At 69.7% G+C, this 13972-nt stretch carries 14 protein-coding genes; 5 read left to right on the forward strand and 9 right to left on the reverse strand.

All coding sequences use genetic code 11. From position 1 onward, the window contains the following. The first annotated feature begins 118 nt into the window (after window positions 1–118). Window positions 119–796, forward strand: a complete 678-nt coding sequence (lexA, locus tag LX88_RS27240; protein ID WP_372511437.1) for a transcriptional repressor LexA — start codon at window positions 119–121, stop codon at window positions 794–796. On the opposite strand, the gene LX88_RS27245 is transcribed toward lexA, so the two are convergent. Then, complete coding sequence (locus tag LX88_RS27245; protein WP_258950642.1) at window positions 780–1520, reverse strand: GbsR/MarR family transcriptional regulator; 741 nt, start codon at window positions 1518–1520, stop codon at window positions 780–782. The two genes, lexA and LX88_RS27245, sit on opposite strands and share 17 nt — an antisense overlap. Before the next feature lie 124 nt (window positions 1521–1644). Between LX88_RS27245 and LX88_RS27250 the strand changes: the two genes are divergently transcribed. Further along, window positions 1645–2748 carry a cytochrome P450 gene (locus tag LX88_RS27250; protein ID WP_258950643.1) on the forward strand — a complete coding sequence of 368 codons (1104 nt, stop codon included), beginning with the start codon at window positions 1645–1647 and terminating at the stop codon, window positions 2746–2748. A gap of 3 nt (window positions 2749–2751) precedes the next feature. Here LX88_RS27250 and LX88_RS27255 read toward each other — a convergent pair whose 3' ends face one another. The 3 genes from LX88_RS27255 to LX88_RS27265 are packed head-to-tail and all read right to left on the reverse strand — an operon-like array spanning window position 2752 to window position 5685. Then, window positions 2752–3660, reverse strand: a complete 909-nt coding sequence (locus LX88_RS27255; RefSeq protein WP_258950644.1) for an SdiA-regulated/phytase-like domain-containing protein — start codon at window positions 3658–3660, stop codon at window positions 2752–2754. 38 nt (window positions 3661–3698) lie between these two features. Further along, window positions 3699–5159 (reverse strand): GTPase HflX, encoded by a 1461-nt coding sequence (gene hflX / locus LX88_RS27260; protein WP_258950645.1) that lies wholly within the window; start codon window positions 5157–5159, stop codon window positions 3699–3701. A 25-nt stretch (window positions 5160–5184) separates the two neighbouring features. Further along, window positions 5185–5685, reverse strand: coding sequence for an ArsR/SmtB family transcription factor (locus LX88_RS27265; protein ID WP_258950646.1), 501 nt, complete (start codon window positions 5683–5685; stop codon window positions 5185–5187). 54 nt (window positions 5686–5739) lie between these two features. Here LX88_RS27265 and LX88_RS27270 point away from each other — a divergent pair, with 54 nt between their 5' ends. Then, complete coding sequence (locus LX88_RS27270) at window positions 5740–6981, forward strand: MFS transporter (protein WP_258950647.1); 1242 nt, start codon at window positions 5740–5742, stop codon at window positions 6979–6981. Further along, entirely contained in the window at window positions 6974–7870 is an 897-nt protein-coding gene (locus LX88_RS27275; RefSeq protein ID WP_258950648.1) for an SMP-30/gluconolactonase/LRE family protein, read from the forward strand. Before LX88_RS27270 ends, LX88_RS27275 begins: the two co-directional genes overlap by 8 nt. 16 nt (window positions 7871–7886) lie before the next feature. Here the strand turns inward: LX88_RS27275 and dapF are convergent, their stop codons facing one another. Genes dapF through LX88_RS27290 form a run of 3 tightly spaced genes read right to left on the reverse strand, consistent with a single transcriptional unit; the run spans window position 7887 to window position 10281 of the window. Next, on the reverse strand, window positions 7887–8708 hold the full coding sequence (gene dapF / locus LX88_RS27280) for a diaminopimelate epimerase (RefSeq protein ID WP_258950649.1): 822 nt from the start codon (window positions 8706–8708) through the stop codon (window positions 7887–7889). Next, window positions 8696–9604: a tRNA (adenosine(37)-N6)-dimethylallyltransferase MiaA gene (miaA, locus tag LX88_RS27285; RefSeq protein ID WP_258950650.1), complete on the reverse strand. Its 909-nt coding sequence runs from the start codon at window positions 9602–9604 to the stop codon at window positions 8696–8698. Before miaA ends, dapF begins: the two co-directional genes overlap by 13 nt. Next, entirely contained in the window at window positions 9601–10281 is a 681-nt protein-coding gene (locus LX88_RS27290) for a class III extradiol ring-cleavage dioxygenase family protein (protein ID WP_258950651.1), read from the reverse strand. Before LX88_RS27290 ends, miaA begins: the two co-directional genes overlap by 4 nt. Before the next feature lie 170 nt (window positions 10282–10451). On the opposite strand from LX88_RS27290, the gene LX88_RS27295 reads away from it, so the two are divergent. Further along, window positions 10452–11798, forward strand: coding sequence for a DUF349 domain-containing protein (locus LX88_RS27295; RefSeq protein WP_258950652.1), 1347 nt, complete (start codon window positions 10452–10454; stop codon window positions 11796–11798). Between the two features lie 131 nt (window positions 11799–11929). Here LX88_RS27295 and LX88_RS27300 read toward each other — a convergent pair whose 3' ends face one another. Together LX88_RS27300 and miaB are read right to left on the reverse strand one after the other, a co-directional pair. Continuing rightward, a complete protein-coding gene (locus LX88_RS27300; RefSeq protein WP_090073269.1) occupies window positions 11930–12397 on the reverse strand; it encodes an Rv2732c family membrane protein in 468 nt (155 codons plus the stop codon). Then, on the reverse strand, window positions 12394–13875 hold the full coding sequence (miaB, locus tag LX88_RS27305) for a tRNA (N6-isopentenyl adenosine(37)-C2)-methylthiotransferase MiaB (protein WP_258950653.1): 1482 nt from the start codon (window positions 13873–13875) through the stop codon (window positions 12394–12396). Before miaB ends, LX88_RS27300 begins: the two co-directional genes overlap by 4 nt. Between the last annotated feature and the right edge of the window lie 97 nt (window positions 13876–13972).

Consider the following 13972-nt stretch of genomic DNA (forward strand, 5'->3'; position numbering starts at 1 on the left):
ACAGGTGTTTGATCTGTGCAGCAAACACGACTACCGTCGACCACGAAGATCGACGGAGGCCGGAATCCCATTCGTACTGGGGGCGGCGAGGAGGACAGCGACCGTGGCAGGCAAGACGATCGAGCCGGACCCAGCTCTTGTGGGCGCAGCGGTGAGTGAGATCGCGGGAAACGCCGGCCTGACTTTGCGCCAGCGCAAAGTGCTCGACGTGATTCGCGATTGGGTCGACCGATTCGGTTACCCGCCGAGCGTGCGTGAAATCGGTGAGGCCGTGGGCCTGACGTCGACCTCGTCGGTCGCGTACCAGCTCCGCGCGCTGGAGCGGAAGGGCTTCCTGCGCCGCGACCCGAACCGCCCGCGCGCGGTGGGAATGCTGCCCAACGAGATCGACGCGGGCCTCGACCCGATGTCCAAGCCGACGCCCGCGTACGTGCCGATGCTCGGCCGGATCGCGGCCGGTGGCCCGATCCTGGCGGAGGAGTCGATCGAGGACGTGTTCCCACTGCCGCGCGAGATCGTCGGCGAGGGCGAGCTGTTCCTGCTGCGCGTCGTCGGTGACTCGATGATCGACGCCGCGATCACCGACGGCGACTGGGTCGTGATCCGCAAGCAGCCCACCGCCGACCAGGGCGAGATCGTCGCCGCCATGATCGACGGCGAGGCGACCGTGAAGACGTTCAAGCGCAAGGACGGCCACGTGTGGCTGATGCCGCACAACTCGGCCTACCAGCCGATCAACGGCGACGAGGCCACCATCCTCGGCAAGGTCGTGACGGTGCTCAGGCGTCTCCCGTAACTTCCCCGCGGGCTCGCTTCTTCTTCTCGAAGAAGTCGAGCCACTTGTCCCTGGTGGCCTCCATGTCCACCACGACGAACGCGAAGAACTGGCCCATGTCCTTGAGGCGGGCTCCGACCGGGGTGCCGAGACCGAAGATCTCGGCACCGTCCAGTCCTGTCTGCGCCCAGACCGAGTTGCGATGGGCGCTCGACAGCCATGCCCGGTACCAGAGGTCGTCGCCCAGGAAGTAGCGCATGCGCTTGCCGTCGCGTTCCGCGTGCAGCAGGTCGATCTCCTGCAGGTAGGTGGTCGACCGCGACACCGTTCCCGGGCTCACCGACAGCCGCAGCACGAGTTCCGTCGCGGACAGGCTGCCCCGGTCGGTCATGAAGATCTCCGCGAGGATCCGCGCCGCTGTGCGCGTCAGCCCGGTCTGCCGGAAGACCGCGACCAGCCGCAGGTGGAACTCCTGCACCTGCGCCGGACTCCGGTCGAACGAGTACGCCTCCTCGTCGACGTCGAGGTCGTCGACCGCGGGCATCCGGCGCATGGCCCGTTCGCTCGCCGCACGGTGCGCGGCGCCCGGCCGGTAGTTGTTGTGGCCGCCGTTGCGCACCACTTCGCGCTGGATCGTCGAGGCTGGCCTTTGCAACCGCCTCCCGATTTCGGAGTACCCCAGCCCGTCCCAGAGGAACTGGGCGATGAGCTGCCGTTCTTCTTCTTCTAGCCGCTTACCAGGCACGACACCATGGTGCCTTGCGCTTCAAGCCATTGCAATGAGTCTTTTGACTTCGTCCGCAAACGTTTTTAGCTTGCAGGGAGAGGAAACAACCTCGTTGCAAGGGGGAGCAATGCCATTGAGTCCGATGACGTATCCGGACGGGCACGTCGGCTGGCGGGCGCACGATCACTCGACCGTGCGCGCCGTGCTCGCGGACGGCCGGTTCAGCATCCGGCCGGATCTGATGCACAACCCGTTCGGGCCGGGCAGCCCTGGGGACGCGCCGCCGTCGCCGCCCGGTGCGTTCACCGATCACGACCCGCCGGACCACACCCGGTACCGGAGCAGGCTGACCGGGCAGTTCACGGTGCGGCGGATGCGGCTGCTCGCCGAGCGGCTCGAGGTGATCACGGCTGAGCACCTCGACGCGCTGGCCGCTCACGGCTCGCCCGCTGATCTGGTCGAGCACTTCGCGGTGCCCGTGCCGGGGCTGATGATCTGCGAGTTGCTCGGGGTTCCGTACGAGCGGCGGACGGAGTTCCAGCGGGACGCGATGCTGCTGACCGGGGCGAGCGGTGCGGAGGCCGGTGAGGCCGAGGCGATGTTCGCCGCCTTCGGGAGGCTGCAGCGGTTCATGCTGGAGATGGTCGCGGCCAAGCAGGCCGAGCCGACGGACGACGTGCTGAGCGACCTCGTCAACTCGGAGCCGGACAGGTCACCGCTCAGCGACGACGAGATGGCGGCGATGGGCATGGCGTTGCTCGGAGGCGGCCTCGACACGACCACGAACATGTTGTCGCTCGGCGCGTTGGAGCTGCTCCGTGAGCCGGCTCGGGTGGAGGCGATGCTCGCCGATCCCGGCGCGGCCGTCGAGGAGCTGCTGCGATACATCAGTCTGACGCCCGCTACGGCGCGTACCGCGTTGGAGGACGTCGAGATCGACGGCGTCGTCGTGCGCGCGGGCGACACGGTGTTCGTCGAGCTGGGGTCGGCGAACCGGGATCCGGCGCGCTACGCCGATCCGGACGCTCTCGACCTGGCTCGGGGCGCGGCCGGGCATCTCGCGTTCGGGCACGGCGTCCACCAGTGCATCGGGCAGCACCTCGCGCGGATCGAGCTGAAGATCGCCTTTCCGGGGCTCTTCACCCGGTTCCCGAAGCTGCGGCTGGCCGTTCCCGAGAGCGAGTTGCCGCATCGGGCGAGTGTGGTGATCGGCGGTCTGGAACGGATGCCCGTCGCCTGGGACTGACCGTCAGGCGCGGCGGCGCAAGCGCAGGCCGATGACCAGGGCGGCGATCAGCACGAGGCCGCCCAGGGTCAGCGCCAGTGGCCAGTTCTGCCAGGACGACGACGCCGGCGGGGCCGCTTCGGACTGGTCGGCGGCGGGCGGCGGTGTCGTGGTCGCCGGAGGGGGTGGCTGGGCCAGGGCCGCGGCGCCCGCGACGGCGCGGATCGGGGTGCCGGTTCCCTCGGAGGCGGAGAGCAGGGTGCCGTCCGGGTCGAAGGCGATGGCCTCGCCCTGCGGTTCGTTCGGCAGCGGGACGCGGACCGGGTCGCCGGACAGGGCCTTCACGACGTCGCCGTCGGGGACCGGGAACAGGTAGGCGTCGGTGTAGGTGCGCAGGGCGATGACGGAACCGTCGGCGGCCGCGGCGGCTCCGGTCACCAGGCGCGAGTCGAGGGTGCCTTCCAGCGGGCCGCCCGGAGTGTCCGTCGACGACAGGGACACGCGCGTGACCTGCTCCAACGGCACCGACGTATCGGTTCGGAGCGGGGCCGTCGGGCGATACACCAGTGCGGAACCGAGGGGTTCCTTGGTGATGATGTACGGCGTCCCGGACTTGTCGATGAACAACGCCTCGGCGTCGTGCTTGCCGTCCGGGTAGGTGACGCGGAACCGCTCCACGGCGCCCGAAGGCGACACCTTGTGCAGGGCGACCGTGGAGCGGGACTTGCCGTTGTCGCCGGTGTCGGACGCCCAGAGGGTGCCGTCCGGCGTCATAGCCAGGTCTTCGACGTCGTAGGGGTCGACGGGCGCCGTGATCGTGCGCGTCACCACGCAGTCACGGCCCATGACCTGGATGCGCAGCGTGCCGTTGTCGCTGTCGCTGACGGCGAAGAACTGCTTTCCGTCGGACGTGAGCCCGGAGAGCTCTTGCATGGCTACCGGGCACACGTCCACCGGTGGAGGCGGGAGGATCAAGCAGGCGTCCCGTTCGTCGCGAACTCCTCGAGCACGTCGGCCAGGTCCGGGCGCACACGGGCGTTGAGCAGCGTGCCCGACTCCGTGTGCTTCTCGGACAGCACCTCGCCGTCGCGGTGCACGCGGGCGACGACCTCGCCACGCGCGTACGGCACGAGAGCCTCGATCACGACCTCGGGGTGTGGCATCAGCTCGGCGATGCGGACCTTCAGCTCCTCGATGCCGAGGCCCGAGTGCGCCGACACGAACGACGCGTCCGGGAACAGGTGCCGCAACCGGGCCATGCCCAGGTCGCCCACCGCGTCGATCTTGTTCACGACGAGCAGCTCGCGCGGCATCGGCGTGTCGGTCTTGTCGTTGATCTCGGAGAGAACCTCGCGCACGGCCTTGACCTGCTTCTCCGGCATGGCGTCGGAGCCGTCGACCACGTGCACGAGCAGGTCGGACTGGCCGACCTCCTCCAGCGTCGAGCGGAACGCCTCGACCAGCTGGTGCGGCAGGTGCCGCACGAAGCCGACCGTGTCCGTCAGCGTGTACGGCAGACCATCGGGCGTCAGCGCGCGGCGCGTCGTCGGGTCGAGGGTGGCGAACAGCGCGTCCTCCACCAGGACACCGGCGCCCGTCAGCGCGTTGAGCAGCGACGACTTGCCCGCGTTCGTGTAGCCCGCGATCGCGATGCTCGGGATCTCGTTCGCCGTGCGGCGGCCGCGCTTGGTCTCGCGGATGACGCCGATCGCGGAGATCTCGCGGCGCAGCTTGGAGATGCGCGCGCGGATCCGGCGACGGTCGGTCTCGATCTTGGTCTCACCCGGACCGCGCAGACCCACACCGCCGTTGCCGCCGCCGGCACGACCACCGGCCTGCCGTGACAACGTCTCACCCCAGCCGCGCAGGCGCGGCATCAGATACTGCAGCTGGGCCAGCTCGACCTGCGCCTTGCCCTCCTTGGACCGCGCGTGCTGCGCGAAGATGTCCAGGATGAGCGCGGTGCGGTCGATGACCTTGACCTTCAGCTTCTCCTCCAGCTGACGCAGCTGGCCGGGAGAGAGCTCGCCGTCGCAGATCACCGTGTCCGCGCCGGTCGCCTGCACCACGTCACGCAGCTCGGCGACCTTGCCGGAGCCGATGTACGTCGCCGCGTCGGGCTTGTCGCGCCTCTGCACGACGCCTTCGAGGACCTCGGAACCCGCGGTCTCGGCGAGGCGGGCCAGTTCGGCCATCGACGCGTCGGAGTCCGCGGCGGTGCCCTCGGTCCACACCCCGACGAGCACGACCCGCTCCAGGCGGAGCTGCCGGTACTCGACCTCGGTGATGTCCTCGAGCTCGGTGGACAGGCCCGCGACACGGCGCAGCGCAGCGCGCTCGACGCGTTCGTAGTCACCTGTGGAGAAGTCCTCCTCTTCCCAGGTGGCGTCGAACTCCGGGTCGAACTCTGTGCTCTGGATGTTTTCCGTCATTTGCCCTTCATCGTCCCACGGACAGTTAGTCCCCCGGATACACCGCGAGGTAGATCGCCACACGGGGAACATCCGGGTTGACCGGTTTCGCGGCCAGCTCATCCATCAACGACGCGAGCCGCTGCTTTAGTTCCTCGGGGTCGACGGTGACGACCAGACGGCTCTGATCCACGTCACTGAGCCCGATGTCGGCAACCTCGCCGAGGAAAGCGTGCAGCATCGCCTCGCCGACGGCGACCGCATTTTCGCTGTTGTCGAGCTGCCAGGAAAGCCCTGTCGACCGATAGGGGATCTCCTTGGCCCCCCGGTTGCCCGCGCGGGACGGCATGGCCTCCAGGAATCCCGCAGCGACGAGCTTGCGCACGTGGTGCAGCGTCGTGGCGGGGTCCTTGCCCAGCCGCTGCGCCAGCTCCTTGTTGGTGAGCGGGCGGTCGAACGTCATGCGGATCATCCGCAGCCGCAGGTCAGAGCTCAGGGCGGCGGCTTCCTCGCTCGTCGCTGGACGTCGCTTCCGGGAGAGTGGCACGCGTCCAGCCTAAGTGATTGACAGTTTCCAATCACTCAGCGCAGACTCCCCGGCATGGCGCTTTGGGGGCATCACGACTTCCGCCGGCTGTGGATCGGCGACACGATCAGCCAGTTCGGCGCGAGTGTCGGCATCACGGTCATACCGCTGCTCGCGGCCGGCGTGCTGAACGCGACACCGTTCGAGATGGGCATGCTCGCCGCGGCGAGCACAGTCGCGTTCCTGCTGATCGGACTGCCTGCGGGCGTCTGGGTCGACCGGATGCGCCGCAAGCCGCTGATGATCGCGATGGACGTCGTCCGCGCCGTGCTGATGCTGAGCGTGCCGCTCGCGTGGTGGATGGGTGTCCTCGACCTGCCGCAGCTGATCGTCGTGAGCCTGGCGATCGGCGTGTGCACGGTCTTCTTCGACGTCGCCTACCAGTCGTACCTGCCGTCACTGGTGGGACGCGACCAGCTCGTCGAAGGCAACTCGAAGCTGCAGGCCAGCATGTCCGTGGCCGAGGTGTCGGGACCGGCGATCGGCGGCTACGTGGCGCAGTTCCTCGGCGCGGCCAACGGCGTGCTCGCGACCGGCCTCGGGTACCTGAGCTCGGCGTTCTTCCTGTTCCGGATCAGGAACGTGGAGCCGGTACCGGAACGGCACCCCGACCCGCACCTGCGCCGCGAGGTCATGGAGGGGCTGCGGTTCGTCTTCGGCAACGCCACCCTGCGCAAGATCGTGGCCTGCACCGGCACGTCGAACTTCTTCCACGGCATCCAGAACGCCGTCAGCGTGCTGTTCCTGCTGCGGGTCGCCGGGCTGAACGAGGGCACGGCGGGCCTGGTCTTCAGCGCGAGCGGGGTCGGCGGCGTGCTCGGCGCGATGGTCGCGCACCGGCTCGGCCTGCTGATCGGCCAGGCCAGGCTGATCTGGCTCGTACCGTTGCTGACCTGGCCGTTCGTGTTGCTCATGCCGTTCACCAAGCCGGGCTGGGGCATCGTGTTCGCCATGGCGGGGCTCGCGATCAGCGCGTTCGGCGTCGTCGTCTACAACGTCGGCCAGGTGAGCTACCGGCAGGCGATCTGCCCCGACCACCTGCTGGGCCGGATGAACGCCTCGATCCGCTGGGTGGTCTGGGGCGCGACGCCGCTGGGCGCACTGCTGGGCGGCGGGCTCGGTTCGTGGATCGGGATCGTGCCGACGCTGTGGGTCTCACTCGTCGGCTCGGTGGCCGGGATGGCGTGGGTGCTGTTCTCGCCGTTGCGGTCTATGCGGGACCTGCCGGCCACGTCTAGCGTCGAGGCCCATGGATGAGGCACAAAAAGCAGGCACCACGGTGCTGCGGGACGGTCTCCACTTCGGCGAGGGACCGCGACGCGGCCCCGACGGCCGCCTCTTCTACTCCGACTTCTATGCGGGCGAAGTGCACGCGCTCGACCTGACGACGGGCGAGGACGAGGTCGTCGTCGCCTTCGACGGCCAGCCCTCGGGCCTCGGCTGGCTGCCCGACGGACGCCTGCTCGTCGTGTCGATGCTCGACCGGACGGTCCGCCGCCTCGAAGGCGGCGACCTCGTCCTGCACGCCGACATATCGGACATCGCGACCTTTCACGCCAACGACATGCTCGTCGACGGTGAGGGTCGCGCGTACGTGGGCAACTTCGGCTTCGACCTGCACGGCCTGATCGACGACGTCGGCATCCCGCGGCTGCTCGAACCGGACTTCGACCCGCCGGGCGCCGCGCTCGCACTCGTCCAGCCCGACGGCTCCGTCAGCGTCGTCGCCGAGGACCTCAAGTTCCCGAACGGCATGGCGCTGCTGCCCGACCCGACGGGCGAGTCCGAAAGCGGCAACATCCTCGTCGTCGCCGAGACCGTTGCATTCAAACTCACTTCGTTTTCGGTCGACCGCAACGGATCGTTGCAAAAGCGCAGGTTGTGGGCCGACGTGAAGGAGTTCGGGATCGCGCCGGACGGGATCGCGGGCGACGGGGACGGCGTGTGGGTGGCGCCGGCGTTGCAGCCGGCGGCGTTCCGCGTGACCGAAGGCGGCAAGATCACGCACCGGGTCGAGACGACGCAGACGGTGTTCGCCGTCGCGGTCGTCGACGACCACCTCGTGTGCCTGACGGCACCGGACTCGAACCCGAGCGTGGTCAAGCCGGACAGGCTCGGGAAGATCGAGATCTACAGGCTGAACTGATATATCGGATATCAGTTCACGCGAGAGCGTCCCACCACGACTTGTCGAGCTCGCCGCGGGCGACGAGCACGGCAGGTCCGGTGAGCGTCGACGTCGTCGGTTCGATGGTCACGAAGACCTGGCCGCCGAGGACGTCGACGGTCGCCGAGCCGGTGGTCCTGCCCTGGCCCGCGAGCCAGGAGGCGACGGCCGCGACGGTGCCGGTGCCGCACGAGCGGGTCTCACCGACGCCGCGCTCGTAGACGCGCATGCGCAGCGCGCCGCCGCGACCAGACTCGGGATCGATGACGTTGATGAGCTCGACGTTCACGCCGTGCGGGAACATCGTGGGGTCGAAGCCGGGCGGCACGGTCAGGTCGAAGCTCCCGACCGGGACGTCGGTGACGCACGCCAGGTGGGGGTTGCCGACGTCGACCGCGAAGCCGCCGATGCCGGCGCCGTCGACCGCGGCGATGGACGTGCCGGTGACCCGTGCGGGGCCCATGTCGTTCGTGACGGAGCCGTCCGGGTGCGTGGTGACCGTCTTGTTGCCCGCGCGGGTGGCGACGACGAACGAGCCCTGCGGCTGGTGGCCCGCGTCGACCAGGTAGCGGGCGAAGACGCGCAGGCCGTTGCCGCACATCTCGGCGATGGAGCCGTCGGCGTTGCGGTAGTCCATGAACCAGTCGGCCCCGGACTCGACGCCGGCACGCACGACGCGCAGCACGCCGTCCGCGCCCAGGCCGCGCTGCCGGTCGCACAGCGCCTGCACGCGCGCGACGGTCAGGTCCAGCTGGTCATCGAGGTCGGGCAGGACGACGAAGTCGTTCTCCGTGCCGTGCCCCTTCACGAACTCCACGGGACAAGGTTAGCGGCGGCGTCCACCAGATCAGGGCGGGCACCGTCGAGCCAGGTGATGCGCTGGTCACGCCGGAACCACGACCGCTGCCGCCGCACGAACCGGCGGGTGGCGCGTTTGGTCTCCTCCGCGGCGAAGTCGATCGTGCAGGCTCCGTCCATTGCGGACAGCACCTGCTGGTAGCCCAGGGCGCGCGACGCGGTCTTGCCGTCGCGCAGGCCGATCCGGACCAGGGCGCGCACCTCGGCCTCCAGGCCGCCGGCGAGCATCTGGTCCACCCGCAGGTCGACCCGCGCGTCCAGTTCGGACACCTCGCGGTCGACGCCGATCTGGACGGTGCCGTAGCGCGCGGGGCCGGGCTTGGGGAGGTTCGCCGAGAACGGTTGCCCCGTCAGCTCGATGACCTCCAGCGCGCGCACGATGCGGCGGCCGTTGGACGGCAGGATCGCGATCGCGGCGGCGGGGTCGAGCTCCTGCAAGCGCCGGTGCAACGCCTCGGGGCCCGCAGAGGCCAGCTCGGCCTCGAACCGCAGGCGCACGGCGTCGTCGGTGCCGGGGAACTTGAGGTCGTCGAGCACCGCCTGCACGTAAAGCCCCGAACCACCGACGAGGACCGGCGGGCGCCCGGACGCGAGCAGGTCCTCGACGACGGCCCGCGTCTCCCGCTGGTAGGCGGCCACGGACGCCGTCTCGGTGACGGACAGGACGTCGAACAGGTGGTGCGGCACGCCCCGGCGCTCGGAGACGGGCATCTTCGCCGTGCCGATGTCCATGCCGCGGTAGAGCTGCATGGCGTCGGCGTTGACGACCTCTCCCCCGAACCGCTCCGCGAGCGCGACGGCCAGGTCGGACTTGCCGGTCGCGGTGGGTCCGACGACGGCGATGGGCGTGATCAAGGGCGCTCCCAGACAGCGACGTGGTAGCCCACGCCGAACGGTGCGAAGAACTCGGCTCCGGAGCAGCGCCACGGGCCGGGCACGCCGGCGAGGACCTGCCACGCCGCACGGCCCTGCGCGCCCAGCTCGCGGGCGAGTTCCAGGTCGAGGCCGAGCAGGCCGTCCACGTCGGCGGTGGACAGCAAAGTGTGGACCAAAGAGTCGAAAGGTCCCGAACGCTCGTCTTCGGAACCGGGCGAGCGGGGGCCGTGGCGGGTGGAGCCGTCGCCGAGGACCAGCAACCCGCACTCCTCCTCCGCCAGTTGCCGTCCAAACGAGACACAGCCGGAAGCGGGCAGGTCACGGGGAACGAGTTCAACGCGTGACACCTCGACTGCACAGCGTTCGCGCAGCCACGCGGTGATCAGCACCGGCAACGGAATGCGGGCATCCGGCGGCAGGTCACCGCCGAGTGACACGGGCAGATCGACCCCATAACCGAGAAATGTTCCCGACAACGGCGGCACGTACGTAGCACGACCGTCGTCGCCCACCGCCACCGCGACCCACGGACCGGGCAGTTCTCCTGCCGCGGCAAGGGTTGCGGCGCGCACGGGCTCGGTTTCGGCGGCGGCTCCCACGACCAGTTCCGGCACCAGGAGGGGTGGGTGCGGCACCACCACAGCGCGCGTGATCACAACGAACGAGGCTACCTATCGTGGACTCCCAGTACCGAGTCGAGCTCTGACCTGTTTGAATGCGCGCGGGGAACTGGGGACGAGAGACCCTCCAGCGCCCGTATTGCATCGGCCCCGCCAACGGCGGGGCGCCCGTGGCAGGCACGGGCGTCAGATGGGAGGAACCGGCGATGTCGGAGCAGGACAGCACACCGGAGGCCGTGGCCGTGGCCACCCCCGTGGAGGTTGCAGCCGAGGGTGTGGTCGAGGAAACGCCGAAGGAGACCGCGCAGGCGACGCCTCCGGCCGTCCCCGTGGCGTCGGACCACCCTGACCGCTGGGGGCGCGTGGACGCCGACGGCACCGTGTACGTGAAGACCGAGGACGGCGAACGTGCTGTCGGGTCGTGGCAGGCCGGTGAGCCGGTCGAAGGCCTCGCGCACTTCGCGCGGCGCTTCGACGACCTGCGCACCGAGGTCGAGCTGCTCGTGTCGCGGCTCAAGACCGGCGCCGGTGACCCCAAGCACGCCATGACCAGCGCGAAGCACGTCAAGGAGCAGCTCGCCGAGGCCGCCGTCGTCGGTGACCTCAAGGCGCTGGCCGCCCGCGTCGAGTACGTGCTTCTCCAGGCCGAGGCCGGCATGGAGAAGGCGAAGGAGGCCAAGGAGGCCGCCCGAGCCCAGTCCGTGGCGCGCAAGCAGGCGCTGGTCGACGAGGCCGAGTCGATCGCGACCGAGTCGACGCAGTGGAAGGTCGCGGGCGACCGGCTGCGCCAGATCCTCGACGAGTGGAAGACCATCCGCGGCGTCGACCGCAAGACCGACGAGCAGCTGTGGCGCCGGTTCTCGAAGGCCCGTGACGCGTTCAACCGCCGTCGCGGCTCGCACTTCGCGGACCTCGACCGCCAGCGCACCGTGGCCAAGTCCTCCAAGCAGTCGCTGGTCGAGGAGGCCGAGAAGCTCGTCGACTCCGACGACTGGGGCACCACGGCCGGTCGCTACAAGGAGCTCATGGTCGAGTGGAAGGCCGCCGGGCGTGCGCCCAAGGAGGCCGACGACGCGCTGTGGCAGCGTTTCCGGGCCGCGCAGGACGCGTTCTTCCAGAAGCGTTCCGAGGCGTTCAGCGAGCGGGACGCCGAGTTCACGGCCAACGCGAAGCTGAAGGAGGAGCTGCTCGCCGAGGCCGAGGCCATCGACCCGACGGGCGACCTCGAGTCGGCGCGCAACGCCCTCTACAAGATCCAGGAGCGCTGGGACGCGATCGGCAAGGTGCCGCGCGAGCGCATCCGCGAGCTCGAGGGCAAGCTCCGCACCATCGAGGAGCGGGTCCGCGGCGCGGTCGACGCCCAGTGGCGCCGGTCCGACCCCGAGGCCGAGGCGCGGGTGGCGCAGTTCCGCGAGCGCGTGGAGCAGTTCGAGGCGCAGGCCGCGAAGGCCCGTGCCGCGGGCGACAAGCGCCGCACCGAGCAGGCCGAGGCGCAGGCCGCCCAGTGGCGCGAGTGGCTCGCTGCCGCTGAGCAGGCGCTGGCGACCCGCTAGTTCGTGACGCGCTGAAAGGGCCCCTCTCCCGTGCGGAGAGGGGCCCTCAGGCGTTTCTGGCGGGCAATGCGGCGCTTCTGGCCAGCAGTGCGCCCGTCACGCCCGGCGAACCGGGGGCGCGGCGGGGTTCGTCACAACTGCGGCGGCCGCGAAGCCGCGATCTTCACCCACTTCACCAGCAGGACGATGACCGCGATCGCCGCGATGATCAACCCGATCCCGGGGCCGGGACCGATCGTCTTGTTGCTCGTCGTCGTCTGCTGCGTCCAGATGGACAGCACGCCGATGATCGACCCCGCGAACAGGCCCAGCGAGCACACCCACGCGAGACCCCAGCGCCGCACGGCGAGCGTGATGCCGGAACCGAGCACGCCGACGCCCAGCGCGAGGTACGAGAACAGCCGTGGGAGGAACAGCTCCGACTCGCCGAGCAGGACCGCCAGCCCCGTGTGCTCCCCGACCCACGGCAGGATCAGCGACACCAGCAACGCCAGCACGGCGATCGAGATCGTCAGCGCTCCGGTACCGGGGTCGATCCGCTTGGCCGCCTGGTGCTCGACCGCGTCGATCTCCTTGCGCAAGAAGTCCTCATCACTCACTGGGCTGCGCACCCCGACACGGCGGGCAGCGGCTCGGGCGCTCCGAACGACGGCAGACCGAGGCCGATGCCCGCGGTCTTGGGCTTGATGCCGGCCTCGGAACGGTCACCGGCCTTGGTGCGGCGCCACGACAGCGGTTCGCCGTCCGCGACGAGGTAGTGCGGGGCCCCGTACGTCACGACCGTCTCGACGACGTCGCCAGGACGCGGAACCGTCGTCCCCGGCGCGAAGTGCACGAGACGGCCGTCGCGCGCACGGCCGCTCATGCGGTGCGTCTCAGCGTCGCGCTTGCCCTCGCCGGTGGCGACGAGGACCTCGACCGTGCGGCCGACCTGCTCGACGTTCAGCGAGTGCGTCATCTCGTTCTGCAGCGCCACGAGCCGCTCGAAGCGCTCCTGCACGACGACCTTGGGCAGCTGGTCCGGCAGATCGGCGGCCGGGGTGCCGGGGCGCTTCGAGTACTGGAACGTGAACGCCGACGAGAAACGGGCCTGGCGCACCACGTCGAGCGTGCCCTGGAAGTCCTCTTCGGTCTCGCCGGGGAAGCCGACGATGATGTCCGTGGTGATCGCGGCGTCCGGCATGGCGGCGCGGACCTTGCCGATGATCCCCAGGTACTTCTCGGTGCGGTACGAGCGGCGCATCGCCTTGAGCAGGCGGTCGGAACCGGACTGCAGCGGCATGTGCAGGCTGTGGCACACCGCCGGCGTCTCAGCCATGGCGGCGATGACGTCGTCGGTGAAGTCCTTGGGGTGCGGCGAGGTGAAGCGCACGCGCTCCAGCCCGTCGATCTCACCGCAGGCGCGCAGCAGCTTGCCGAACGCGAGCCGGTCGCCGAACTCGACGCCGTAGGAGTTGACGTTCTGCCCCAGCAACGTCACCTCCAGCACGCCCTCGTCCACGAGCGTCTGCACCTCGGCCAGCACGTCGCCGGGACGGCGGTCCTTCTCCTTGCCGCGCAACGACGGCACGATGCAGAACGTGCAGGTGTTGTTGCAGCCCACCGAGATCGACACCCAGCCCGAGTAGGCGGAGTCGCGCGCGGCCGGCAGCGACGACGGGAACGTCTCCAGCGCGTCGAGGATCTCGACCTGCGCCTCTTCGTTGTGGCGGGCGCGGTCGAGCAGCACCGGCAGCGACCCGATGTTGTGCGTGCCGAACACGACGTCCACCCACGGGGCGCGCCGCACGATCTCGCTGCGGTCCTTCTGCGCGAGGCAGCCGCCGACCGCGATCTGCATGCCGGGGTTCGCTGTCTTCTGCGGGGCGAGGTGGCCGAGCGTGCCGTACAGCTTGTTGTCGGCGTTCTCGCGGACCGCGCAGGTGTTGAAGACGACGACGTCGGCCTGCTCGGCCTCGGTGGCCCGCGCATAGCCCGCGTCCTCCAGCAGACCGGCGAGCCGCTCGGAGTCGTGCACGTTCATCTGACATCCGAACGTGCGTATCTGGAAGGTCTTCTGAACCTGCACGGTGCTCACGCCCATCACGATAACCCCTGGTCAGTGGCCCAACTTTCGCGGACCGCACAAAGCCCGCCCCATCCGCGCGCTGACCAGGCAGGACCTTCGTCGGGTG

The organism is Lentzea californiensis, from assembly GCF_024648825.1.
Classification (GTDB): Bacteria; Actinomycetota; Actinomycetes; order Mycobacteriales; family Pseudonocardiaceae; genus Lentzea; species Lentzea californiensis.